27 protein-coding genes and 1 other annotated feature are annotated in these 25,269 nt (G+C 52.4%); of the genes, 11 read left to right on the top strand and 16 right to left on the bottom strand.

Features of this window, described 5'->3' with window-relative positions; translation table 11 throughout:
* Positions 1-70: 70 nt before the first annotated feature.
* The 5 genes from OGY68_RS16685 to OGY68_RS16665 are packed head-to-tail and all read left to right on the top strand — an operon-like array spanning position 71 to position 5,714.
* Positions 71-2,053: a TonB-dependent hemoglobin/transferrin/lactoferrin family receptor gene (locus tag OGY68_RS16685; RefSeq protein ID WP_008784586.1), complete on the top strand. Its 1,983-nt coding sequence runs from the start codon at positions 71-73 to the stop codon at positions 2,051-2,053.
* 47 nt (positions 2,054-2,100) lie between these two features.
* On the top strand, positions 2,101-3,132 hold the full coding sequence (gene chuS / locus OGY68_RS16680; protein ID WP_048226740.1) for a hematinate-forming heme oxygenase ChuS: 1,032 nt from the start codon (positions 2,101-2,103) through the stop codon (positions 3,130-3,132).
* Positions 3,129-3,950: a heme/hemin ABC transporter substrate-binding protein gene (locus tag OGY68_RS16675; protein ID WP_057066982.1), complete on the top strand. Its 822-nt coding sequence runs from the start codon at positions 3,129-3,131 to the stop codon at positions 3,948-3,950. The genes chuS and OGY68_RS16675 overlap by 4 nt, the downstream gene beginning before the upstream one ends.
* On the top strand, positions 3,950-4,942 hold the full coding sequence (locus OGY68_RS16670) for a FecCD family ABC transporter permease (RefSeq protein WP_057066981.1): 993 nt from the start codon (positions 3,950-3,952) through the stop codon (positions 4,940-4,942). The genes OGY68_RS16675 and OGY68_RS16670 overlap by 1 nt, the downstream gene beginning before the upstream one ends.
* Positions 4,935-5,714, top strand: coding sequence for a heme ABC transporter ATP-binding protein (locus OGY68_RS16665; RefSeq protein ID WP_057066979.1), 780 nt, complete (start codon positions 4,935-4,937; stop codon positions 5,712-5,714). Before OGY68_RS16670 ends, OGY68_RS16665 begins: the two co-directional genes overlap by 8 nt.
* Here the strand turns inward: OGY68_RS16665 and selO are convergent.
* The 14 genes from selO to thrS all read right to left on the bottom strand — a co-directional run bounded on the left by selO (position 5,711) and on the right by thrS (position 18,492).
* Positions 5,711-7,153 carry a protein adenylyltransferase SelO gene (gene selO / locus OGY68_RS16660; RefSeq protein WP_057066977.1) on the bottom strand — a complete coding sequence of 481 codons (1,443 nt, stop codon included), beginning with the start codon at positions 7,151-7,153 and terminating at the stop codon, positions 5,711-5,713. The genes OGY68_RS16665 and selO overlap by 4 nt on opposite strands.
* Positions 7,154-7,214: 61 nt before the next feature.
* Positions 7,215-7,928 (bottom strand): EAL domain-containing protein, encoded by a 714-nt coding sequence (locus OGY68_RS16655; protein ID WP_057066974.1) that lies wholly within the window; start codon positions 7,926-7,928, stop codon positions 7,215-7,217.
* 318 nt (positions 7,929-8,246) lie between these two features.
* Entirely contained in the window at positions 8,247-8,711 is a 465-nt protein-coding gene (locus OGY68_RS16650) for a C40 family peptidase (RefSeq protein WP_057066972.1), read from the bottom strand.
* Between the two features lie 77 nt (positions 8,712-8,788).
* Entirely contained in the window at positions 8,789-9,538 is a 750-nt protein-coding gene (gene btuD, locus OGY68_RS16645) for a vitamin B12 ABC transporter ATP-binding protein BtuD (protein ID WP_286617271.1), read from the bottom strand.
* Entirely contained in the window at positions 9,538-10,089 is a 552-nt protein-coding gene (locus OGY68_RS16640; RefSeq protein WP_057066969.1) for a glutathione peroxidase, read from the bottom strand. Before OGY68_RS16640 ends, btuD begins: the two co-directional genes overlap by 1 nt.
* A gap of 60 nt (positions 10,090-10,149) precedes the next feature.
* The gene (btuC, locus tag OGY68_RS16635) at positions 10,150-11,130 is read right to left on the bottom strand and encodes a vitamin B12 ABC transporter permease BtuC (protein WP_003832584.1); all 981 of its coding nucleotides are present in this window, start codon (positions 11,128-11,130) and stop codon (positions 10,150-10,152) included.
* A gap of 121 nt (positions 11,131-11,251) precedes the next feature.
* Positions 11,252-11,551 carry an integration host factor subunit alpha gene (gene ihfA, locus OGY68_RS16630; protein ID WP_003030571.1) on the bottom strand — a complete coding sequence of 100 codons (300 nt, stop codon included), beginning with the start codon at positions 11,549-11,551 and terminating at the stop codon, positions 11,252-11,254.
* A 4-nt stretch (positions 11,552-11,555) separates the two neighbouring features.
* Positions 11,556-13,943, bottom strand: a complete 2,388-nt coding sequence (gene pheT, locus OGY68_RS16625) for a phenylalanine--tRNA ligase subunit beta (protein WP_286617269.1) — start codon at positions 13,941-13,943, stop codon at positions 11,556-11,558.
* Between the two features lie 15 nt (positions 13,944-13,958).
* Positions 13,959-14,942: a phenylalanine--tRNA ligase subunit alpha gene (gene pheS, locus OGY68_RS16620; protein ID WP_003832580.1), complete on the bottom strand. Its 984-nt coding sequence runs from the start codon at positions 14,940-14,942 to the stop codon at positions 13,959-13,961.
* Between the two features lie 124 nt (positions 14,943-15,066).
* Positions 15,067-15,191 (bottom strand) — a sequence feature (Phe leader region).
* Complete coding sequence (pheM, locus tag OGY68_RS16615; RefSeq protein WP_001386830.1) at positions 15,142-15,186, bottom strand: pheST operon leader peptide PheM; 45 nt, start codon at positions 15,184-15,186, stop codon at positions 15,142-15,144. It overlaps the preceding feature by 45 nt.
* 120 nt (positions 15,192-15,311) lie before the next feature.
* A complete protein-coding gene (gene rplT / locus OGY68_RS16610; protein WP_003030578.1) occupies positions 15,312-15,668 on the bottom strand; it encodes a 50S ribosomal protein L20 in 357 nt (118 codons plus the stop codon).
* A 55-nt stretch (positions 15,669-15,723) separates the two neighbouring features.
* Positions 15,724-15,921 carry a 50S ribosomal protein L35 gene (rpmI, locus tag OGY68_RS16605; RefSeq protein WP_003030583.1) on the bottom strand — a complete coding sequence of 66 codons (198 nt, stop codon included), beginning with the start codon at positions 15,919-15,921 and terminating at the stop codon, positions 15,724-15,726.
* Between the two features lie 96 nt (positions 15,922-16,017).
* Complete coding sequence (infC, locus tag OGY68_RS16600; RefSeq protein WP_048997935.1) at positions 16,018-16,560, bottom strand: translation initiation factor IF-3; 543 nt, start codon at positions 16,558-16,560, stop codon at positions 16,018-16,020.
* A 3-nt stretch (positions 16,561-16,563) separates the two neighbouring features.
* Positions 16,564-18,492, bottom strand: a complete 1,929-nt coding sequence (thrS, locus tag OGY68_RS16595; protein WP_003832572.1) for a threonine--tRNA ligase — start codon at positions 18,490-18,492, stop codon at positions 16,564-16,566.
* 304 nt (positions 18,493-18,796) lie between these two features.
* Between thrS and yniD the strand changes: the two genes are divergently transcribed.
* Positions 18,797-18,904 (top strand): small membrane protein YniD, encoded by a 108-nt coding sequence (gene yniD / locus OGY68_RS16590; RefSeq protein WP_003030590.1) that lies wholly within the window; start codon positions 18,797-18,799, stop codon positions 18,902-18,904.
* Between the two features lie 164 nt (positions 18,905-19,068).
* Here the strand turns inward: yniD and OGY68_RS16585 are convergent, their stop codons facing one another.
* A complete protein-coding gene (locus OGY68_RS16585; RefSeq protein ID WP_003832568.1) occupies positions 19,069-19,827 on the bottom strand; it encodes a DUF481 domain-containing protein in 759 nt (252 codons plus the stop codon).
* Between the two features lie 287 nt (positions 19,828-20,114).
* Between OGY68_RS16585 and pfkB the strand changes: the two genes are divergently transcribed.
* Positions 20,115-21,044, top strand: coding sequence for a 6-phosphofructokinase II (gene pfkB, locus OGY68_RS16580; RefSeq protein WP_048226753.1), 930 nt, complete (start codon positions 20,115-20,117; stop codon positions 21,042-21,044).
* 268 nt (positions 21,045-21,312) lie between these two features.
* Positions 21,313-22,173 (top strand): fructosamine kinase family protein, encoded by an 861-nt coding sequence (locus OGY68_RS16575; RefSeq protein ID WP_003030598.1) that lies wholly within the window; start codon positions 21,313-21,315, stop codon positions 22,171-22,173.
* A 64-nt stretch (positions 22,174-22,237) separates the two neighbouring features.
* Here OGY68_RS16575 and OGY68_RS16570 read toward each other — a convergent pair whose 3' ends face one another.
* On the bottom strand, positions 22,238-22,774 hold the full coding sequence (locus tag OGY68_RS16570; RefSeq protein WP_057066966.1) for a YniB family protein: 537 nt from the start codon (positions 22,772-22,774) through the stop codon (positions 22,238-22,240).
* Between the two features lie 166 nt (positions 22,775-22,940).
* Between OGY68_RS16570 and hxpB the strand changes: the two genes are divergently transcribed.
* From hxpB to OGY68_RS16555, 3 genes are all read left to right on the top strand, one after another.
* A complete protein-coding gene (gene hxpB / locus OGY68_RS16565; protein WP_003832561.1) occupies positions 22,941-23,609 on the top strand; it encodes a hexitol phosphatase HxpB in 669 nt (222 codons plus the stop codon).
* A 146-nt stretch (positions 23,610-23,755) separates the two neighbouring features.
* On the top strand, positions 23,756-24,517 hold the full coding sequence (gene kduD / locus OGY68_RS16560) for a 2-dehydro-3-deoxy-D-gluconate 5-dehydrogenase KduD (protein ID WP_048214334.1): 762 nt from the start codon (positions 23,756-23,758) through the stop codon (positions 24,515-24,517).
* Between the two features lie 83 nt (positions 24,518-24,600).
* A complete protein-coding gene (locus OGY68_RS16555) occupies positions 24,601-25,200 on the top strand; it encodes a metal-dependent hydrolase (protein WP_008784570.1) in 600 nt (199 codons plus the stop codon).
* Positions 25,201-25,269 lie beyond the last annotated feature (69 nt).

The raw sequence follows: 25,269 nt of genomic DNA, 5'->3' as shown, positions 1-25,269 counted from the left end.
CACATTTCGCCAGCCACCCAGGTCATACCCAGGCAGCCAGCGCTTTTCGATTTCCTAATGGAGAGTTGCTATGCCTTACCTGCACACCGCTTCCCTGCGCCCATCGCTGTTGGCGCTGGCGATTATCAGTAACCTGCCCGCCGTCGCCTGGGCGGCGGTCGAGGATATGACCGTTACCGCCACCGGCAATGCCCGTAGCGCCTTTGAAGCGCCAATGATGGTTAGCGTCATTGACGCCACCGCCCCAGAAAACCAAACCGCCAGCTCGGCTGCCGACCTGTTACGTAAGGTTCCAGGCCTGACCCTTGACGGTACGGGCCGTACCAACGGCCAGGACGTGAATCTGCGCGGCTATGATCGACGCGGAGTTCTGGTACTGGTTGACGGCGTTCGTCAGGGAACCGACACCGGACACCTGAACAGTACCTTCCTCGACCCGGCGCTTATCAAACGCATCGAAGTCGTGCGTGGCCCTTCCGCACTACTGTACGGTAGCGGCGCGCTAGGCGGCGTGATCGCCTATGACACTGCAGATGCCAAAGATCTACTGGACGTCGGGAAAAACAGTGGTTATCGCGTGTTCGGTACCGCGGCGACCGGCGATCACAGTCTCGGCATGGGCGCCAGCACGTATGGCCGTACCGATACGCTGGACGGACTGCTTGCCTGGTCCAGCCGCGATCGCGGTGATTTACGCCAGAGTGACGGTACTACTGCGCCGAATGACGAAGCAATTAACAATATGCTGGCGAAAGGTAGCTGGAAAATTGACAGCGCCCAGACGCTGGCCGGTTCGCTGCGTTACTACAATAATGACGCCCGGGAACCTAAAAACCCGCAGACCAGCGCGGCGGATGCCAGCAATCCGATGACCAACCGTTCAACGATCCAGCGTGATGCGCAACTGACCTACTCGCTCGCTCCGGCGGACAATGACTGGCTGAACGCTGACGCCCGTATCTACTGGTCCGAAGCGCGCATTAATGCTCAGAATGCAGATAACACTGGCGAATTTCGCAAGCAAACCACCAAAGGCGGGAAGATCGACAACCGCAGCCGTCTGTTTACCGACTCTTTTGCATCTCACCTGTTGACCTACGGCGGTGAATACTATCGTCAGGAGCAACAACCGGGAGGAGCAACAACTGGCTTCCCGGAGGCTAAGATCGATTTCAGCTCCGGCTGGCTACAGGATGAAATCACCCTGCGCGACCTACCGGTTACGCTGCTGGGCGGTACCCGTTATGACTCTTATCGCGGCAGCAGCGACGGTTATGAAGATGTCGATGCCGATAAATGGTCGTCCCGCGCCGGATTAACGGTTGCGCCAACTGACTGGCTGATGCTGTTCGGTTCATACGCTCAGGCTTTCCGTGCCCCGACTATGGGCGAGATGTATAATGATGCGAAACACTTCTCGATTGGTCGTTTTTACACCAACTACTGGGTGCCGAACCCTAACCTGCGCCCGGAAACCAACGAAACACAGGAATACGGATTTGGCCTGCGCTTTGACGATCTTCTGATGGCGAGCGACGCGCTCGAATTTAAAGCCAGCTATTTCGACACCAAAGCGAAAGATTACATCTCCACCAGCGTCGATTTCGCCGCTGCGACAACCATGTCCTATAACGTACCCAACGCCAAAATCTGGGGCTGGGATGTGATGGCGAAATATTCCACCGATCTGTTCAGCCTCGACATGGCCTATAACCGCACACGCGGAAAAGATACTGACACCGGCGAATACATTTCAAGCATTAACCCGGACACCGTCACCAGCAAACTGAATGTGCCAGTTGCGCACAGCGGTTTCTCTGTCGGCTGGATAGGGACATTTGCTGACCGTTCAACGCATATCAGCAGCACCTACGCTAAACAGCCCGGCTATGCGGTAAACGATTTCTACGTCAGCTATCAGGGCCAACAAGCGCTGAAAGGCATGACCACCACGCTGGTACTGGGCAACGCCTTCGACAAAGAGTACTGGTCGCCGCAAGGCATTCCGCAGGATGGTCGTAATGGCAAAATTTTCGTGAGTTATCAGTGGTAATCACTTTTCCCCGGTTCGCCGGGGCCGCAATCTGGAAGGAAGAGACAATGAATCATTACACACGCTGGCTGGAACTGAAGAAAGAAAATCCTGGCAAATACGCACGTGATATTGCGGGGTTGATGAATATTAGCGAAGCCGAACTGACCTTTGCACGCGTCGGTCACGATGCCTGGCGCTTACGTGGCGAAGTGCGTGAAATTCTCAGCGCACTGGAAGCAGTTGGCGAAACCAAATGTATTTGCCGCAATGAATACGCAGTACATGAGCAGGTGGGTGCTTTTACCAATCAGCACCTCAACGGTCATGCCGGACTGGTTCTCAATCCGCGCGCCCTCGATCTGCGTCTTTTCCTGAATCAGTGGGCCAGCACCTTTCATATCAGCGAAACAACCGCCCATGGTGAGCGTCAGAGCATTCAGTTCTTCGACCATCAGGGAGATGCGCTGCTGAAGGTCTATACCACGCAAAATACCCTCGTTGAGGAATGGGCAGCGTTGCTGACCCGTTTCATCTTTGCAGAAAACCCGCCGCTGGCACTGCAACCTGCCAACAATTCCGCGCCTGCCGCCGTCACGGTCGATGCGCAGACCGTTGATCAAGAGTGGCGAGCGATGACCGATGTCCACCAGTTCTTCGGTCTGCTGAAACGCCATGAACTCACCCGCCAACAGGCGTTTAATCTGGTGGGCGACGATCTGGCCTGTAAGGTTTCTAATAGTGCACTGGCGCAGTTACTCGACACCGCGCGTCAGGATGGCAACGAAATTATGGTTTTTGTGGGTAATCGCGGCTGTGTACAGATTTTTACCGGCGTGATTGAAAAACTGGTACCGATGAAAGGCTGGCTAAACATCTTCAACCCAACCTTTACCCTACATCTGCTGGAAGAGAGCGTGGCTGAAACGTGGGTGACGCGCAAACCGACCGCCGATGGTCACGTCACCAGTCTGGAACTGTTTGCTGCCGACGGTACGCAAATCGCACAACTGTATGGTCAACGTACGGAAGGCGAGCCGGAACAGACGCAATGGCGCACACAGATTGACGCGCTAACGCCGAAAGGACTGGCCGCATGAAAAAACTGCTGGCCCTGATCGCGCTGCTGCCCTTCGCCGCACTGGCTGCACCCGAGGAACGAGTTGTTGCCCTCGGTGGCGATGTCACCGAGATCGTATACGCACTGGGAGCACAACCCTCCCTTGTGGCGAGAGACAGCACCAGTCAATGGCCTGCTGCGGCAACCGCGTTACCTGATGTTGGTTATTTGCGCCAGCTCAACGCCGAAGGGATCCTTGCCACACGCCCTACGCTGGTCCTTGCCAGCGCACAGGCGCAGCCTTCTCTGGTGTTAAAACAGATCGAGCAGAGCAATGTCAGGGTTGTCACGATCCCAGCAAGCAACGATCTTAACGCGATTGATGAAAAAGTTCGGGTTATCGCCGAGGCTACTCATCGGGAGGCCGACGGCGAAACGCTGCGCGCAACGTTACGTCAGGAACTGGCGACGCTCCCGTCATCTGAACTTAATAAACGTGTGCTGTTTATTCTCAATCATGGTGGGATGACCGCGATGGCGGCGGGCCAGCAAACCGGAGCTGATGCGGCGATTCGTGCCGCTGGTCTACGCAACGCGATGCAGGGCGTTAATCGCTATCAGCCGCTGTCACAAGAAGGCGTCATTGCCAGCCAGCCCGATCTGGTAGTGATTTCACAAGAAGGTGTTAAGGCGATGGGTGGCGAGGCAAACCTGTGGGCGCTACCAGGACTTGCGCAAACACCTGCCGGAAGGAATAAACAGGTATTGCAGGTTGACGACATGGCGCTGTTGGGCTTCAGCATTCGCACACCACAGGCTATTTTGCAGCTTCGTGCTAAAGCGGAGCAATTGCCCTGATGTCCCGGCGGATCACCTGTTCGTTGTGGATGTTGGCATTGATGCTGCTTGTAATGACGGTTCTGGCTACCGGTTTTGGCGCGTTGCGCCTGCCGGTAAGTCTGCTCTGGCGTGATGGCGATGAGGCACTGCGTCAAATCTGGCTCACGATTCGTCTGCCCCGCGTCCTGCTGGCGCTGGTGATTGGCGGCTCTCTGGCGCTCGCTGGCTGCGTGATGCAGGGGCTGTTTCGCAATCCGCTTGCCGACCCTGGATTACTGGGAATAAGCAGCGGCGCCGCCTGCGCTGTGGCCCTGTGGGTGGTGCTGCCTGTCTCCTTGCCCGCGCTGCTGATGTTGTATGCTCCAATGCTGGCCGCTTTTTTCGGCGCGCTGGCGGCAACCGTAGTGATTTTTATCCTTAGCCAACAGCGCGACGGTTCACTCTCACGCCTGCTGCTGGTCGGCATTGCCATTAACGCGCTCTGTGGGGCGGCGGTTGGCGTTTTGTCGTGGGTCAGTAATGATGCGCAACTGCGCCAGCTGTCGCTATGGGGAATGGGAAGTCTGGGGGCCGCGCAGTGGTCCACACTGTTGGCTGTCACTTCACTGACAATCCCGACAGTGCTGATCATCTGGCGACTTGCTCCGGCGCTGAATCTTCTGCAACTGGGTGAGGAAGAGGCGCATTATCTCGGCGTTGATGTGCGTACAATCCAGCGTATTTTGCTGCTTTGTAGCGCACTACTGGTTGCCTCAGCCGTGGCGGTAAGCGGCGTGATTGGCTTTATCGGGTTGGTCATCCCACATTTAATACGTATGTGGCTCGGCTCAGACCATCGGGCCGTTATTCCGGGTTCCGTGCTGGCGGGCGCGTTTTTATTGCTGATTGCAGACACACTGGCCCGTACGGCGGTTGCGCCTGCGGAGATGCCGGTCGGTCTGTTGACCAGTCTTCTCGGCGCACCGTGGTTTTTATGGCTTATTTTTCGTCAGCGAGGACCGCATGGCTGAACATTTCATCGCTGAAGGGCTTCACTATCACGTAGCTGGCAGAGCGGTGATCGACGACGTATCACTCGCCCTTACAAAAGGTGAACTGGTGGCGCTCATCGGCCCAAACGGTGCGGGGAAATCCACTCTGCTACGCTTGCTGACCGGTTTTCTGAAACCGGCTACCGGGCGCTGCGTGCTGGCGGGCAAACCGCTGGAGGAGTGGCCTACCCAAATGCTGTCGCGACACCGGGCGGTAATGCGTCAGCAAACGCAACTGGGATTTGACTGGCCGGTAGAGGCCGTCATCGCGATGGGTCGCGCGCCCTGGACCCAACGACCGGAACCTGAGCTTATTGCACAGGTAATGGAGATGACCGGATGTACGCCTCTGGCAGGCCGGCAATACGCCGCGCTTTCCGGCGGCGAGCAACAGCGAGTGCAGTTAGCCCGTGCGCTGGCGCAACTCTGGTACGACGGTGCGCCTCGCGGTTGGTTATTCCTTGATGAACCGACCTCCGCGCTGGATCTTTACCACCAGCAGCATCTGTTGCGCATGCTAAAAACGCTAACCGCTTCGGGTGAGCTGCATGTGTGCATTGTGCTTCACGATCTGAACCTCGCCGCACTGTGGGCAGACAGAATAGTGCTGCTGCACAACGGCAGGCTGGTGTCGCAGGGAACACCGGAAACTGTGTTACAGGCCGATGATCTGAAGCGCTGGTACGGTGCTCAGGTACACGTTGGCCAGCATCCGGCCAGCGCCTCCCCGCAGGTATTTCTGGCCCCTTAGCTTGAACAACTCACTTCCAGCCGTTTGCCCCAGTCAGGTGGACGGCTGGCATAGTCATCATCGCGATCGGCAAACGGGGTACGCAACACCTGGTGCAACCGGTGCAGTTCGGCGTAATCCCCCTGCTCTGCCTGGCTAATCGCCCGTTGCGCCAGCCAGTTACGTAATACCATCGCCGGATTTACCGCCTTCATCTGTGTTTGTCTGACTGCATCGGCAATATTGTCTTGCTGAAGGCGCGAGCGATACCGCGTGAACCAGTCGTCAAACGCCGCGCGGTCGATAAACTCATCGCGCAGTGGGGATTGCGCACTGTGTTGTTCCGTTTGGCTGAGCATACGAAACGTTCGCGTATAATCACTTCTTTCCCTCGCCATCAGACTAAACAGTTCGCTAAGCAGTTCGTTATCGTCTTTCTGCTCGCTAAAGAAGCCGAGCTTTTGCCGCATCCGCTGACCATAGCGAGTTAACAGCGCCAGCTGGTAACTGTCCAGCGCATCATTTAGCGCCTCGACCGGGATAAACGGCGACAGGGTTTGCGCCAGACGTTGCAAGTTCCACAGCGCGGCAGCCGGTTGGTTATCGAAACTGTATCGCCCCTGGTTGTCAGAGTGGTTGCAGATAAAATCGGGCTCGTAGTCATCAAGAAAACCGAATGGACCGTAATCCATCGTCAGTCCCAGAATCGACATGTTGTCCGTGTTCATAACACCATGCGCAAATCCTACCGCTTGCCAGTCAGCGATTAACGTCGCAGTACGCGTGACAACATCGTTAAACCACAGCTGATACTTATCGGCTTCTTCCTGCCATTGCGGCCAGTAATGGCGAATCGCAAAGTCAGCCAACTCACGCACTTTTTCCGGCTCTCGGCGATAGTAAAAATGCTCAAAGTGGCCAAACCGCATATGGCTTTGCGCCACGCGAATGAGCATCGCCCCTGCTTCGACCGTTTCGCGATAAACCGGCGTGTCACTGGTGACAATCGACAATGCCCGCGTGGTCGGTATTCCCAGGTAGTACATCGCTTCACTGGCCAGGCTTTCACGAATGGTCGAGCGCAACACGGCACGCCCATCACCCATGCGGGAATACGGCGTGAGTCCGGCGCCTTTCAGGTGCCAGTCAAACGTTGAACCATCCGCGAGCTGTTGTTCGCCCAGCAGGATCCCACGTCCGTCGCCAAGCTGACCAGCCCAGACGCCGAACTGATGCCCACTATAAACCTGGGCTAAAGGCGACATCCCGGGAAGCAACGATTCGCCGCCCCAAACGCCTGCACCAGTCGGAATATCAAATAGCGCCGCAGGAATGGCTAATTGCTCCGCCAGCGCATCGTTATGCCAGATAAGGCGCGCGTTTTTCAGAGGGGTGGGTGAAAGCGCGGTATAGGTTGCTGGTAGTTCATCACGCCAGCGAGTGGTAAAAGACAGGGTCATAGGGCCTCCTGCCTCTAGTGTAGACTGTTAATAGCCTGTTAAACACCAGCAAAAAAAAGGGTTATATCTTAGCGAGCGAAATTATCTGCGCAGGTGGCACCGCAGGCCACAATCCTCCCTGCATGGCACTGAATCCCACAGGCAAGACGCGCTCCAGCATCTCTTGTGTATCAATTCCGCTAATGATTATTGACTCACAGCTGGGCGATAGTTGCGCCAGAATAGCCCGCATAAACGGTTCAAACGAAATATGTGCAATCCTTTGTTGAACAAAGTTTTTATCCAGCACGACGCGTTTGAACAGGCCGTCAAAAATTGCCCGGGTTGATATACCGCCAGAACCATAGTTTGTCAGGACTAATGGAAATCGCGCAGCAAGTGCGGCCAATATTGGATTATCTTTACCTTTGTTTAACTCCGGATAGCTTTCATGAATAGTCAGCTCCAGAAATGAAAATCGTTCAACTTGTGAAGCAAGTTCAGTATCTGATAATAAAGTATTAGCAACTGCTGGCGTTAAATTAATCCAGGCGGATACTTTTCGCTGAATAAAAAAATGTTGGCACGTTTCGATTAATTCTAGTTTTTCTACAAATAAACGACATTGTTCGTCGTCTGACATCCGAGGTAGGACCAGCTCGGTGGGTATACGCACATCCCCATGCGCACTGGCGAAACTGGTGATGATATCGACGAATTCAAGATCGCCTTTTTCGCTTCTCGCAGGAAGAAAAGAGAACTCAGAATGGTAAAGATTATCCAGTGAAACAATCATCGTGCCAGCCCCGCTGCATGGGTGTTATCCGGCATCCTGTAGCAAAGGATGGAGAAATACGTTACTGCTGATGCAAGTAGAGGCCCTTTCATTTTTCCCTTTTTAGCCGGTAAATCGAATCCTTTTTTTTAGCTTATCCTGATTATAAGCGAATATCCAGCTTTGCACTTTTTAATATCTCGGAATAAATCATATTTTTAGCAAGATACGCTCTTAATGTTCAGGGGTATTGTCTAACCAAAAGCAGAAATAAAAGTTAACTTTCAAATGGTGATGTTGAGGCTGCGCACTCGATGGCAGCCTCGGAGTTGCGGGGGATTAAATACGTCGCGCCTGCCAAAAGTTTTTACGCCAGTAAACGTTATCCAGAGACGAGCGCATCACGCCACGGCTGGTTGAAGCATGAATAAATTGATTATTGGTATCGTAAATACCAACATGTAGACCGCTTTCCCCAGACCCAGTTTTAAAGAAAACCAGATCGCCGGGCAGCAAATCGTCTTTATCAATTTCGGTACCAATCTTTGATTGCGTACGCGTATCGCGCGGGAGTTGCAGGTCGAATTTATCGCGCATCGTCATCAAAACAAATCCAGAACAATCCACCCCACTACGACTCATACCGCCATAACGATAGGGTGTGCCATGCCAGGTTTGTAGCTGATCATTAAGACCGGCGATAACGGCAATAGAATCCGACAAGCGGGCATTTGGCGCAGGCGCACGATGGCTGCTGCAGCCCGCCAAAAACAATGCTGTGATGAAAAGGAGCCCAAAGCGCATTCAGTACGAATCCTCTGAATTTTATTTTTATGCCAATTTAGCGTGGAAATTATATGATTTTCAAGAACCCATTTCACTTAAGTGGTTGATATGAGCATTCTGTGCCCTTCAATATCCAAACGTCGGAAGTTGACGCCATAGGCCGCAGACAGATTGGCCGGCGTCAGTACCGCATCTCGTGAACCACTGGCAAGCAGTTTCCCGCGTTTGAGTAGCCAGGCTTTATGCGCATAGCGTAAGGTGTGATTAAGGTCGTGGCTACTCATCACAATCGCTATGCCCTGCAAACACAGCTGACTCAACAAGCGGTCCAGTGCGTTTTGTTGCGCGACATCCAGACTGTTCATCGGCTCATCCAGCAGTAAAAGCTGACCTAATGGATTCGCTTGTGGGCAAATCTGCAGGATAACCGCAGCCAGGCGCACACGCTGCCACTCACCGCCGGAAAGTTGGTTCACGCCGCGCCCCAGTTTATCTCCCAGGCCGAGCGCATCGGCGATCTCCTGTAACAGATCGGTGCGTGCTTTGTCGGGTTGATGCAGCGTCAGAAAATGCCAGACCGGCATGGCAAACGGCGGATTTTGCTGTTGCGCAAGATAGGCGCGATATTGCGCCAGCCTGGCGGCGGGCCATTCCTCCAACGGCATATCACCAAAAGTGATACTGCCCTCTCCGTTTGTCAGACCCGCCATACGCGCCAACAGCGTACTTTTTCCGGCACCGTTTGGTCCCACTAAATGCAAGATCTCTCCTGCTTTGATCTCACCAGAAAGCGGGCCGAGACGGGTCGATTCCGCGACGTCCTGTAGCTGCATCAATCGAGACATTAGTTTGCCAGCGCCTGCTTGATGGTTTGCACCAGGATGGGATCCTCAGGCGTCATATCCGGTGAGAATCGTTGCAGCACTTTTCCATCGCGACCCACTAAAAACTTCTCGAAATTCCACAGGATATCGTCCGGGTAGAGCGGCGCACGACCTTTGCTCGCCATTCGCTCGTAGAACCCACTATCCGCAGGCGCAACGGCCGTTGGCGCGGCATCAATCAGCTTCTGATACAGCGGATGGCGTCCCTCGCCGTTGACGTCAATTTTGCTGAACATCGGGAAAGTTACGCCCCATGTGGTACTGCAGTACATTTTTATTTCCTCTTCGCTGCCCGGCTCCTGGCCCAGAAACTGATTGCAAGGGAAACCAAGAACGCTGAAGCCCTGTTGGTGCCAGGCTTTCTGCAGATTTTCCAGTTGCTCGTACTGCGGCGTCAGTCCACATTTTGAAGCAACGTTGACGATTAACAGCACATTCCCGGAATACGGCTGCAGTGAGGTAACTTCGCCGTCGATGGTCGTCACTTCTGTATCGAGGATAGTGTTTTGCATAGCATCTCCAGAACAACAGGTGGATTTTCAGTTTTTAATCATAGACCGAACCAACGCGTTCTAGCGCGCGGCTTTTAACAATAGCCAGATAAATACCGGTGCACCCATGGTGGCCGTTACCACGCCGATAGGTAACTCAGCCGAGGCCAGCACCAAACGCGCGACAACATCAGCAAACAATAATGCGATTGCGCCAGCCAACGCACAACCTGGCAGTAAAACACGGTGATCGGTGAGGCCGCACAGTCGCAAAATATGCGGGATCACAAGCCCAATAAAACCAATCGCCCCTGCCAGAGCCACGCTCACGCCAACCATCCAGCCTGTGGCAACCACCAGCAGGTTGCGCCAGAACCATAATGGCAGTCCCAACTGACGTGCAGAAGTCTCTCCTAACGCCAGCATATTCATCGGCTGCGACTGACAGCAAATCCACACCAACACCGGAATCAACGCCACCATGAGCCAGGCCTGATGCCAGTCTACGCCACCGAAGCCCCCCATCATCCAGTACATCAGCTGACGTAAATCAAACGAGGTAGAGAAGTAGATAGCCCATGTCATCAGCGCGCTACAGATAATCCCCAGCGCCACCCCCGCCAGCAGCAGACGGCTGGTAGACAGATGTCGACGGGCGAAACGTAGCAGAATAAGCGTGATAATCAGCGCCCCGGCAATCGCGCAAAGGCCCAACGCCCAGCCGGGGAGTTGCCCCTGCCCCAGCAGCACCGCCGCGATAAGCCCGACTCCCGCGCCGTTAGATACGCCCAGTAATCCAGGCTCTGCGAGCGGGTTTTCAAACAGAGCTTGCATCACTGCGCCAGATAAGGCCAATGCAGCGCCTACCAGCAAAACGGCAAGGGTACGGGGAAGTCGAATTTGCCAGACGAACAGATCGCCGCGGGCGCTGAACCAGTCGCCGGGAGCGATCCATTGTTCTCCTGCGCACAAGCTTAGAATCGTTGCCAGTAGCATCAGTACTGACAGTGACAGTATCCAGCGCACATTTCGGCGCTGTTGTTGATGGGCGAAAGTCAGCATGTTTTCCATTCTGCTGAAAAGAGATGGAGGTGATTCTACGGTGCTGATTCGGTAGTGAAAAGGAAAAAGGCCGCATAGCGGCCTTTTTAGTTATACGCATCATACTCTGCGTATCGTTAAATCACTCTTCTTTGGGCGTTGCGTTTTCAACCCGGCTTTTTAACTTCTGTCCGGGTCTGAAGGTCACCACGCGCCGTGCTGTAATGGGAATATCTTCGCCCGTTTTCGGGTTACGGCCCGGACGTTGATTCTTATCACGCAGATCGAAGTTACCAAAACCAGAGAGTTTTACCTGCTCACCATTTTCCAGAGCACGACGGATCTCTTCGAAAAACAGCTCGACCAGTTCTTTGGCATCCCGCTTGCTAAGCCCAAGCTTATCAAACAGATATTCTGACATTTCAGCTTTTGTAAGCGCCATAGGTTCAATCCCTCAATGATGCCTGGAATCGCTCTTTTAATGCCTCTACACATTTGGCGACGGTAGCGGCAATCTCCTCTTCTTCAAGTGTACGGCTGGTATCCTGAAGGATCAGGCTGATAGCGAGGCTCTTATAGCCCTCCGCAACACCCTTACCGCGGTACACGTCAAATAAGTTTACGCCAACTACCTGATTTACGCCAACTTTCTTACACTCGGATAAAATATCCGCAGCGGGAACGTTTTCTGCCACAACGACTGCGATATCGCGACGGTTCGCTGGGAAGCGAGAAACTTCACGCGCCTGAGGCACCACGCGGTCTGCGAGCTTATTCCACTCCAGTTCAAACACCAGAGTGCGACCGTTCAGATCAAGTTTACGTTCCAGTTCAGGATGAACAACCCCAATGAAACCAATACGTTCACCTTTCAGATAAATCGCCGCAGACTGACCCGGATGCAGTGCTGGATTCGCTTCAGCTTTGAACTGAATGTCTGCCAGTTTGCCTGTCAGGTCGAGAACCGCTTCCAGATCGCCTTTCAGATCATAGAAATCAACGGTCTCTTTTGCCAGATTCCAGTGTTCATCATGACGGTTACCGCAGATCACGCCAGCCAGCATCAGATCCTGACGGATCCCGAGGTTGGCCTGCGTATCTGGCACGAAACGTAAACCCGTTTCAAAAATACGTACGCGGTTCTGCTGACGGTTCTGGTTATACACTACCGTAGACAGCAAGCCAGTCCACAGGGACAAACGCATTGCCGACATATCAATAGAGATTGGGCTTGGCAGCAGCAGCGCTTCTTCACCCGGATGCAGCAGCGACTGGACTTTCGGGTCGACGAAGCTATAGGTAATGACTTCCTGGTAGCCTTTGTCATTCAGCATGGTTTTTACACGTTTCAGCGACAAATCCGCTTCGCGATGCGTACCCATGATAAGACCCGCCTGAATCGGCGTGTTCGGGATATTGTCATAACCGTATACGCGGGCGACTTCTTCGACCAGGTCTTCTTCGATTTCCATATCGAAACGCCAGCTCGGCGCGACCGCTTTCCACTCATCCTGCCCTTCCGTCACGTCACAACCCAGACGACGCAGAATGTCACTCACCTGCTCATCGGCAATATGGTGTCCGATCAGACGATCCAGTTTGCTACGACGAAGCGTAATGGTTGCGCGTTTTGGCAGCGTGGCTTCATTCGTCACGTCAATGATTGGGCCCGCTTCACCGCCGCAGATATCAATCAGCAGGCGCGTTGCACGTTCCATGGCCTTATGTTGCAGCGCAGGATCGACACCACGCTCATAGCGGTGAGATGCATCGGTGTGCAGACCGTGACGACGCGCGCGACCGGTAATAGACAGCGGGCTGAAGAATGCACATTCCAGCAGGACGTTTTGTGTTTCATCATTCACGCCGGAATGTTCGCCACCAAAGATGCCGCCCATCGCCAGCGCTTTGTTGTGGTCCGCAATCACCAGCGTATCTGCATTCAGCTTCGCTTCGCTGCCGTCCAGCAATACCAGGGTCTCACCCTCTTTTGCCATACGGACAACAATTCCGCCTTCAATGCGGTCTTTGTCGAATGCGTGCATCGGCTGACCCAGTTCGAGCAGCACATAGTTAGTCACGTCAACCACGGCATCGATAGAACGAATACCGCAACGGCGCAGTTTTTCTTTCATCCACAGCGGGGTCGGCGCTTTAACATTGATGCCTTTCACCACGCGGCCCAGATAGCGTGGGCAGGCTTCCACGGCTTCGACCTGAATCGGCAGGACGTCGCTAATGGTCGCGGCTACTGGCGCGATTTCCGGCTCAACCAGCGGGGCTTTGTTCAGTACAGCAACGTCACGCGCTACACCGATGATGCCTAAGCAGTCGGCGCGGTTCGGCGTGACGCTGATTTCGATGGTGTTGTCGTCAAGCTTCAAGTATTCACGGATATCGGTGCCAATTGGCGCATCGGCAGGCAGTTCGATAATCCCGTTATGATCGTCGGAAATACCCAGCTCGGAGAACGAGCACAGCATGCCTTCAGATGGTTCACCGCGCAGTTTCGCGGCTTTAATTTTGAAATCGCCCGGCAGAACGGCACCAACGGTTGCCACAGCCACTTTCAACCCCTGACGGCAGTTTGGCGCGCCGCAGACGATATCCAGCAGGCGGTCGCCGTCTACATTCACTTTGGTGACGCGCAGTTTGTCAGCGTTAGGGTGTTGGCCGCATTCAACCACTTCACCTACCACAACGCCATTGAACGCGCCGGAAACAGGTTCCACACCGTCAACTTCAAGACCCGCCATCGTGATTTGGTTTGACAGCGCATCGCTATCAATCGCCGGATTTACCCATTCGCGTAACCACAGTTCACTGAATTTCATTGTTTTATCCTGCCTTTATTTAAACTGTTTGAGGAAACGCAGATCGTTTTCGAAGAAAGAACGCAGATCGGTAACGCCGTAACGCAGCATAGTAAGACGCTCCATACCCATACCGAATGCAAAGCCGGAATAGATTTCCGGATCGATTCCAACGTTACGCAACACGTTCGGGTGAACCATCCCGCAGCCCAGCACTTCCAGCCATTTGCCGTTTTTGCCCATCACGTCAACTTCCGCAGATGGTTCAGTGAACGGGAAGTAGGAAGGACGAAAACGAACCTGCAGGTCTTCTTCAAAGAAGTTGCGCAGGAAATCGTGCAGCGTGCCTTTCAGGTTGGTGAAGTTGATGTTGGTATCAACAATCAGCCCTTCCATCTGGTGGAACATTGGGGTGTGAGTCTGATCGTAATCGTTACGATATACGCGGCCCGGGGCGATAATACGGATCGGCGGCTGTTTTTCTTTCATGGTGCGGATCTGCACGCCGGAAGTCTGTGTGCGCAGCAGACGCGTCGCGTCAAACCAGAAAGTGTCGTGGTCAGCGCGCGCCGGGTGATGGCCAGGAATGTTGAGCGCATCGAAGTTATGATAGTCATCTTCGATTTCCGGACCGGTCGCCACGGTAAAGCCCAGCTCACCGAAGAAACTTTCAATCCTGTCGATTGTACGCGTTACCGGGTGCAGACCGCCGTTTTCGATACGACGCCCAGGAAGGGAGATATCGATCGTTTCTTCAGCCAGACGAGCATTCAGCGCAGCACTTTCTAATTCGGCCTTACGCGCGTTCAGCGCTTGCTGTACCTGCTCTTTGGCTTCGTTAATCACCGCACCTGCAGCCGGGCGCTCTTCTGGCGGCAGTTCGCGCAGGGTTGTCATCTGAAGGGTCAGGTGCCCTTTCTTGCCCAAATATTCGACGCGGACATTGTCTAACGCGGCAACATCTGAAGCCTGGTTAATGGCGGCCGTTGCACTGGCAACCAGCTCTGCGAGATGTGACATGGTTTTCCTCGTTATGTTGCGATATTCACTAGTCGCTCGTATATACGCAAAATCATTCAAGTTGTATCAACGCGGCCAAAGAGCGAATGCAGCCAATATAGAGACAACTTGAAGGATGACGCGTATAAAAAAAGCCTCCACCAGGGAGGCTTTTAGGCGCTGTTTTCCGTTTCTTCTTTCACGCGCAAGCCTCCTGAGTTCAGGTGCTAAAGTAAAAGAAGAAGCGGAAAATAGCAGCATTCATGCTTGCGTTACCTTGTGTGGTAAAAACCGGACAACCTTTATTGAAAAGGCTTACGGATAAATTGTCAACTAATTGATTGCACTACAAATAAAAGAGAGGGAGCCAGGCTCCCTCTTTTCACCGGCTTATGCCAGAGCTGCTTTCGCTTTTTCGACCAGAGCGGTGAACGCTACTTTGTCGAATACTGCGATGTCAGCCAGGATCTTACGGTCGATTTCAACAGAGGCTTTTTTCAGGCCGTTGATGAATTTGCTGTAAGAAATACCGTTCTGACGTGCTGCTGCGTTGATACGCGCAATCCACAGTTGACGGAACTGACGCTTTTTCTGACGACGGTCACGATAAGCGTACTGACCAGCTTTGATAACAGCCTGGAAGGCAACGCGGTATACGCGAGAACGCGCACCGTAGTAGCCTTTAGCTTGTTTCAAAATTTTCTTGTGACGTGCACGGGCAACTACACCACGTTTTACGCGAGCCATATGTGCTCTCCTGTATCTATATTCTTAGTAAAAAAATGAATTAAACGTTAACGGCTTATGCGTACGGCAGGCACGCGATAACCAGACCCAGATCGCCTTTAGACACGAGGCCTTTTGGACGCAGGTGACGTTTACGCTTAGTAGATTTTTTGGTCAGAATATGACGCAGGTTTGCGTGCTTACGCTTAAATCCACCACCACCGGTTTTTTTGAAACGCTTAGCAGCACCGCGTACGGTCTTAATTTTTGGCATTTTAATAACTTCCACTTCGCATTGTTAATAAACGAAACGTAGGCGAACAACGGCTGTGGAACCCGTAGGCCCCACAGACATTGCTACTTGAAGGCCTTACTGTTTCTTCTTAGGAGCGAGCACCATGATCATCTGGCGGCCTTCGATCTTCGTAGGGAAGGATTCGACTACTGCCAGTTCACTCAGATCGTCACGGACGCGGTTGAGCACTTCCATACCGATCTGTTGGTGGGCCATCTCACGACCGCGAAAACGCAGCGTGATCTTAGCCTTATCGCCATCTTCCAGAAAGCGTACCAGGCTGCGGAGTTTTACCTGGTAATCGCCATCGTCGGTGCCAGGACGGAATTTAATTTCCTTAACCTGGATAACTTTTTGCTTTTTCTTCTGTTCCTTAGAAGACTTACTCTTTTCATAAAGGAACTTGCCGTAGTCCATAATACGACAAACTGGCGGTTCGGCGTTAGGGCTGATTTCAACTAAATCTACTCCAGCTTCTTCAGCTTTTTCGATCGCTTCTCTCAGACTCACAATACCCAAAGCTTCGCCTTCCAGACCTGTTAAGCGAACTTCCAGGGCGCGAATCTCGCCATTGATACGATTCGGACGTGCCGTTTGAACTCGTTTTCCGCCTTTAATACCTTATTCCTCCAGTTGTTGAAGACTGCGGCTGCGAATCTCTTGTTGCAGCTTCTCAATCACTTCATTTACGTCCAGGCTGCCCAAGTCTTTGCCACGACGGGTGCGCACGGCAACTTTGCCTGCTTCTACCTCTTTGTCGCCACAGACCAACATGTAAGGGACACGACGTAAAGTGTGCTCGCGGATTTTAAAGCCAATCTTCTCATTTCTCAAGTCTGCTTTTACACGAATACCCGCATTTTGTAGTTTCTGCGTTAATTCGTTAACGTATTCAGACTGAGAATCGGTGATGTTCATGACCACAACCTGAACCGGCGCGAGCCAGGTCGGGAAGAAGCCAGCGAACTCTTCGGTCAGGATACCGATGAAACGTTCCATCGACCCAAGAATTGCACGGTGAATCATAACCGGAACCTGACGCTCGTTGTTTTCGCCAACGTAAGAGGCGCTTAAACGGGACGGCAGGGAGAAGTCCAGCTGTACAGTACCGCACTGCCATGCACGATCGAGGCAGTCATACAGGGTAAATTCAATTTTCGGACCGTAGAACGCGCCCTCACCCAGTTGGAACTCAAACGGGATGTTGTTTTCTTCCAGCGCAACGGCCAGGTCAGCTTCAGCACGGTCCCACATTTCATCGCTACCGATACGTTTTTCGGGGCGAGTGGACAGTTTGACGACGATTTTCTCGAAGCCAAAGGTGCTGTACATATCGTAGACCATACGAATGCACGCGTTAACTTCATCACGAATCTGCTCTTCAGTACAGAAGATATGTGCATCATCTTGAGTGAAGCCACGAACACGCATCAGGCCATGCAGCGCACCTGACGGTTCATTACGGTGGCAGCTACCAAACTCAGCCATACGCAGCGGCAGATCGCGATAGGATTTCAGACCCTGATTAAAGATCTGCACGTGGCCTGGGCAGTTCATTGGCTTAATGCAGTATTCACGGTTCTCAGAAGAGGTGGTGAACATTGCATCTTTGTAGTTATCCCAGTGACCTGTTTTTTCCCACAGCACACGGTCCATCATGAACGGACCTTTCACTTCCTGATACTGGTATTCTTTCAGTTTTGAACGAACGAATACTTCCAGTTCACGGAAGATAGTCCAGCCATCGTTGTGCCAGAACACCATACCCGGTGCTTCTTCCTGCATATGATACAGGTCAAGCTGTTTACCGATTTTACGGTGATCGCGTTTGGCCGCTTCTTCCAGACGTTGCAGGTAGGCATTCAGGGCTTTTTTATCTGCCCATGCAGTACCATAAATACGCTGCAGCATCTTGTTATTGCTGTCGCCACGCCAGTATGCCCCTGCGGTCTTCATCAGTTTGAAGTGATGGCAGAAACGCATGTTCGGCACGTGCGGGCCACGGCACATATCGACATATTCTTCATGATGGTACAAGCCAGGCTTGTCATCATGGGCAATGTTTTCATCAAGAATGGAGACTTTATAGGTCTCGCCACGCTTCACGAAGGTTTCACGCGCTTCGTACCAGCTGACTTTCTTCTTAATGACATCGTAGTTTTTCTCAGCGAGCTCGTGCATCCGCTTCTCGAGCGCGTCGACGTCTTCCTGGGTTAACGTACGGTCAAGATCGATATCGTAGTAAAAACCGTTATCAACAACCGGTCCGATCGCCATTTTGGTGTGCGGCCAGAGTTGTTTGATCGCGTGCCCTAACAGGTGCGCACAGGAGTGACGAATGATCTCCAGACCTTCTTCATCCTTCGCGGTGATGATGGAGAGCTTCGCATCATGCTCAATCAGATCGGAAGCATCTACCAGCTCACCGTCAACACGGCCAGCAATAGTGGCTTTCGCCAGACCTGGACCGATGTCCAGCGCAACATCCATGGGGCTTACAGCGTGGTCGTAATGGCGTTGGCTGCCATCAGGAAGAGTAATAACAGGCATGTTATATCCTTATTTGCAGTGGTGACCCACACGTAAGATCACATACAAAGATTCAATATTTAAAATTATCAAAAAGGTGTGGGCTGATTCCCGCTTCACTCTGCGAAATATGTCACTGGTTGCCTTAAAGACCACACTGGACCTACACCCGCTTTTTGATAACACCGTTTGACAGTGTACACGGCATTACGGGTCGATCAAAGCAACAATCAACGCGCGCTCTATGATGTAAATCAATTCACTGACACCCAACCGTCTTTGTTACACTTGCACAAAGTCATCTAACCTGAGCAGGAAAAAAACAATGCCCACAAATCGCTTTGCGAAGAAACACTGGAAGATGGTTGTGATTCTGCTCGTTATTTGTGCGGCCATGTTGATGCTGCGCTGGGCTGCGATGATCTGGGGCTAAATGACGCTCACCCACTGTTCCGCTTTCGTTTATTTATCGATTAATCGAATTTGTCTGAAAATAGCGCGTTATGACCAGATAAAAAAATAAAACGCAAATTAAATATTAAATAAACTTAACTTTAATTTAGAAAAGCCAGGTCATTTATTTGACCCGGCTTGTCATTACATCCGATAGCCGAGGGAAACTGTCGTGCGGCGATCGGTATGTTCCGGCGCTGTTGCCGGCGGTTCAGAGTTCCAGGTCACGTTGTAAGCCACCTTTAACCCAAAGTGCTCGTTGATGGCAACGTTCAGGGCGGTTTCAGAGTTGAGCGTGGTATCGTCAGCGCCGAATACCGACACACCCTGAGTAAACTTGGTATTGTCCGTCATCTGCCATGCATAAGCCCCGGACGCATAGCCCAACGGCTGTGTTTCGGTGGTGCCATCCGTGTGCTCGTCATAGCGCACGCCAGGACCGAATTCGAAACGGAAGCTGTGCACAGGTCCGTTGAGGAACTGACGACCATAACCCGCTGTCAGCACGTCACGCTCGCGGTAGCCGTTGTAGCGGTCGGTCAACCAGCTTGCCTGTCCAAAGAGATAGTCATAGTCGGTCATGTTGTAACGACTACGGCCACCTACGGCATATTTCTCCGATGAACGCTCATCATTTGAGGAGGTATTGCTGGCATTTCCCCACAGAGACCATGCGGTCGTTTGGCCGTACCAGGTCATGGTGGTATCTGCGGTTAAAGAAGAACTTTTTGTGTTGCCTGACTGGGCGAGATATCCCGCGTTCAGGTTACCTTCAAAGGGTTTTTTCGCGCTGGAAGGGTCATCCATGACAGTAAAAACGGAATCATCGGCTACAGCATGCATTGACGCAAGCAGGCCTCCCGTCAGCAGTAATGCTGCGGGCACTGTCTTCAAAAGCTTCATTTATTAAGAGTCCGTACAACAAAAAAAGAGACCATTACGGTCTCGGAAACTTTCATATGGATCAATGACAAAAGACCCTTGAAAGGTAACAAATTATAAAAAGACTCGAATAACATAGCAATAAATTCTTATTTCATTTTTTGAATAAGAGCGTTCCTAAACCTTTATTTTATTTATATATCTTTATGGCGATAATTTTAAATAAAGATATGAAAAATCATGTTGTTAATTACTTCACTTTCGGGAGGTTAAGTGCCAGACTGAGTTCAGCCTAACAGGAGGTAAAGATGGTACGTATCTATACGTTAACACTTGCGCCCTCTCTCGATAGCGCAACAATCACCCCGCAAATTTACCCGGAAGGTAAGCTTCGTTGTACCTCGCCGGTTTTTGAACCCGGCGGCGGCGGTATCAACGTCGCTCGCGCAATTGCCCATCTTGGCGGAACCGCAACGGCGATTTTCCCCGCGGGGGGAGCAACCGGAGAGCATCTTGTTGCATTGCTCGCCGACGAAAATGTTCCCGTATCTACCGTCGAAGCCAAAGACTGGACCCGACAAAATCTTCATGTCCACGTGGAGTCCAGCGGCGAACAATATCGTTTTGTCATGCCAGGCGCTGCGCTGACCGATGAAGAGTTCTACCAGCTTCAGGATCAGGTGCTGGAAATTGAGTCTGGTGCGCTGCTGGTCATCAGCGGCAGTTTGCCGCCCGGCGTACAGCTTGAGAAGTTGACCCGACTCATTACCACCGCACAAAAACAGGGGATCCGCTGTATTGTCGACAGTTCAGGCGAAGCACTGACGGCGGCGTTAGCCATCGGCAATATCGAACTGGTCAAACCCAACCTCAAAGAACTGAGTGCGCTGGTAAACCGCGAACTGACACAGCCCGATGATGTGCGCAAGGCCGCGCAGGAAATCGTGCAAAGCGGAAAAGCGCACCGCGTTGTGGTATCGCTTGGGCCGCAAGGGGCGCTGGGTGTAGATCGCGATACCTGCGTTCAGGTGGTTCCGCCACCGGTGAAAAGTCAAAGTACCGTAGGTGCAGGCGACAGTATGGTCGGAGCCATGACGCTTAAACTGGCAGAGAACGCGCCTTTTGAGGATATTGTCCGTTACGGTGTCGCCGCCGGTAGCGCAGCAACCCTGAATCAGGGTACGCGTCTGTGCGCTTTGGACGATACGCAAAAAATATATGCATACCTTGCGCAGTAATGGCACCGTCCCCCTTTTAACAGAAGGGGGATGTTCCGGTAAAACTGTCGGCATGGGGGTTATACGTCTATGCTAAAAAATCACGTGATTACAAAGAAGTGAATCATGTGCAGTCAGACGTCTCCACAACGGTGCGAGGTGAAGAAGAGCGACAAACATTAAGTGCCTTTCCAGCGATGACGCGTCCGTGGTGTGCGTCAGTTCGTGTTTTTTAACCGCATTCTTGCGCTAACCTTATGATCTGGCAGACAACATGGGGAGAGACATCATGTGGCAGGCTATCAGTCGTCTTTTAAGCGAGCAATTAGGTGAAGGCGAAATCGAACTGCGTAATGAACTGCCCGGCGGAGAGATCCACGCCGCATGGCATTTACGCTATGCGGGGCGAGATTTTTTCGTCAAATGCGATGAAAGAGAGCTGTTAACCGGCTTTACGGCAGAAGCCGATCAGCTGGAGCTACTTTCCCGCAGTCAAACTGTATCTGTACCGAAAGTCTGGGCAGTAGGCGCAGACAGAGATTACAGCTTTCTGGTGATGGATTTCCTCCCTCCCCGTCCGCTTGATGCGCATAACGCGTTTATCCTCGGTCAACAGCTTGCGCATTTGCACGAATGGAGCGACCAGCCTCAGTTTGGTCTCGACTTCGATAACGCGCTCTCTACCACGCCGCAGCCAAATACCTGGCAACGTCGCTGGTCAACCTTTTTCGCCGAGCAGCGTATAGGCTGGCAGCTGGAACTCGCCGCTGAAAAAGGCATAGCGTTTGGCAATATTGACGCCATCGTCGAACACGTTCAGCAACGTCTCTCTTCTCATCAGCCGCAGCCGTCTCTCCTGCACGGTGATTTGTGGTCCGGGAACTGCGCCCTCGGTCCTAACGGTCCGTACATCTTTGACCCTGCCTGCTACTGGGGGGACAGAGAGTGTGACCTGGCAATGCTGCCGTTACATACCGATCAGCCGCCGCAAATTTATGACGGTTACCAGTCTGTCTCGCCACTGCCGCTGGACTTTCTCGACAGGCAGCCAATCTACCAGCTCTATACGCTGCTGAATCGGGCAATTCTGTTCGGGGGACAGCATTTGGTTGTGGCGCAGAAAGCACTGGATAGATTACTGGCGGCTTAACGACGTACTGCGTTGCTTATCAGGCCTGCCGTTTCGCAACGAGGCAGGCCCGATAGTTCGGCACTTACAAAAAGCCCAGCAATGAGAAGAAGAAGTAGCCGATCACGATAACGATCACCGGCAGAATATAAAGCGGGAAAATTTGTAAGAAGATCGTATGGTGCGGTACCACAATTCGCGACTCCAGTTGCTCGCGGGATAATCCTTCACTGCCCTTTGCCTGTTCCATAATTAGCTGATCTTCTACGCCTTCGCGTAAGAAACGCGCCTGGCGGCTCATTCTGGCGCCTGAGTCCTGCAACGCCAGGCCGATAAAAATCAGGATGAATATCAGCCAAAAAACGAGATTCAGCCCACTTTGAAAATCGGGCGTTGGCGAGTTATACCAGAACACGTTAAGAAAAGGCGTGTTCACCCGCATCATGTCGATCATCACATGGGCAAAATCGAGCATGACCGCGTTAATCCCTTCCTGCTTTTCGCTGTGCGCGTACATAAACTTCAGTACTGAAACCAGCGTTGAAATCAGCGCGGGAATGAAAACCACCCATCCCACCAGCCTTTTCAAGATGGCAATGCGTCCAGCTTGTTGATACGTCATGAGTTCCCCTTGATTAAGACGTGTCATTTTGGCCTAAGTTTACCCGTTGATTACCGTTTTCGCCTGATCTTTAAAGGCGGTATACTTCTGAATTAGCCATAATGAACGCTCAGAGTCCGTCCAGGCTGGCTCTAATCCCTTTTATCACCGTAAAGGAGAGGTTGTAATGTCAACCCCGCGTCAAATTCTTGCTGCAATTTTCGATATGGATGGGTTACTGGTCGATTCTGAACCGCTTTGGGATCAGGCTGAACTGGATGTGATAGCAAGTTTAGGCGTTGATATCTCCCGCCGCCATGAACTTCCCGATACCCTTGGCTTACGCATCGACATGGTGGTTGATTTGTGGTTTGCGCAGCAACCCTGGAACGGCCCCTCACGTCAGGAAGTCACCGAGCGCATCATTACCCGGGCCATTGCGTTGGTTGAAGAAACAAAACCGCTGCTGCCAGGCGTTCGTGAAGCTGTGGCACTGTGCAAATCTCAGGGAATCAAAGTAGGACTGGCATCCGCCTCGCCGCTACATATGCTGGAAAAAGTGCTGACCATGTTTGATCTGCGCGATGACTTCGACGCGCTGGCTTCTGCAGAAAAACTGCCTTACAGCAAACCGCACCCACAAGTTTACCTCGATTGTGCGGCGAAACTGGGCATTGACCCGTTAAACTGCGTAGCACTGGAAGACTCAGTGAACGGCATGATTGCCTCGAAAGCTGCCCGTATGCGTTCCATCGTCGTACCAGCGCATGAGAATCAGGACGATCCTCGCTTCGTTCTTGCCGACGTCAAACTAACCTCGCTCACCGAACTCACAGCCGCTCATCTGCGCGGCTAATCCTGTAACGGGCAATGATCGTATTGCCCGTCTTTTCAGACCTTAATTTTTAAAACGCCGTTTCATTTTTAATTGTGTTTCTGTTTAACCTCTCCTATCCTTGCCCTATAGCGCAAGCGTTAATGACATAAATAGTTGAGGTAAACATGATTCAGGAAGCTTTTCGTCTCGAGGGTAAAGTCGCCATCGTCACTGGATGTGACACCGGCCTCGGGCAGGGTATGGCAGTGGCGCTGGCTGAAGCGGGCTGCGATGTAGTCGGCGTGAATCGTAAAATACCGCATGAAACCGCAGAGAAAATTAACGCCCTCGGTCGACGCTTTATGGCCATTCAGGCCGACCTCAGTCAACAAGATGCTCTCACCAGCATCGTGACACAAACGGTGTCGGCGTTTGGCCGGGTCGATATTCTGGTCAACAATGCAGGAACTATACGCCGTCAGGATGCGCTGGACTTCAGTGAAAAAGATTGGGATGACGTGATGAATCTGAATCTCAAATCCGTTTTCTTTCTGTCGCAGGCCGTGGCGCGCCAGTTTGTGGCGCAGGGCAATGGTGGAAAAATCATTAACATTGCCTCGATGCTCTCTTTTCAGGGGGGTATCCGTGTACCTTCCTATACCGCATCAAAAAGCGGCGTTCTGGGCATCACTCGCCTGCTCGCCAATGAATGGGCGGCCAAAGGAATTAATGTCAATGCTATCGCGCCCGGCTATATGGCGACCAACAACACCCAGCAACTGCGCGCAGACAGCGAGCGCAATAAGGAGATTATCGATCGTATTCCCGCAGGGCGCTGGGGCACGCCGGATGATCTAAAAGGTCCGGTCGTGTTCCTCGCAAGTCCCGCCTCTGACTATATTCATGGCTATACGCTGGCCGTGGACGGTGGTTGGCTGGCGCGGTAAAGGCGCACTTGTGACAAAGGGTTACAACGTCACCTCTTCCGCCTACTGTATAAAACCCCTATACTGTATGAATCGACAGTTTATTGGGTTTTATCATGACGGCGGAAGGCCACCTTCTTTTTTCTATTGCCTGTGCGGTATTTGCCAAGAATGCCGAGCTAACGCCCGTTCTTGCGCAGGGTGACTGGTGGCATATTGTTCCTTCAGCCATTTTAACGTGCCTGCTGCCGGATATCGATCATCCCAAATCTCTGCTGGGGCAGCGTCTGAAGTGGATATCAAAACCCATTGCCCGGGCATTTGGTCATCGCGGGTTTACACATAGCCTGCTGGCGGTTTTTGCCCTGCTGGCCACGTTCTACCTGAAAGTCCCGGATACCTGGATAATACCGGCTGATGCCTTACAAGGTATGGTACTCGGCTATCTTAGTCACATTCTGGCTGACATGCTGACTCCAGCAGGCGTTCCCCTGCTTTGGCCCTGCCGCTGGCGTTTTCGTCTGCCCATCCTCGTGCCGCAAAAAGGCAATCAACTGGAGCGGTTTCTGTGTATGGCACTGTTCGCATGGGCAATCTGGATGCCGCAAACCGTACAAGAGAACAGCGCGGTACGCTGGTCTTCGCAGATGATTAATACGCTACAAATGCAGTTCAATCGTTTCATAACGCATCAGATTGACTAATAAATCAGCCAAAAAGTCATTTTAGGTATAAACAATTCCATTTGAATATAAGAGGCAAGTCACAGTTCT

Source organism: Citrobacter sp. Cpo065, assembly GCF_030332805.1.
GTDB lineage: Bacteria > Pseudomonadota > Gammaproteobacteria > Enterobacterales > Enterobacteriaceae > Citrobacter > Citrobacter portucalensis.
Note: the sequence above shows the minus strand (reverse complement) of the source record. Positions and strands in the feature narration are given on the sequence as shown.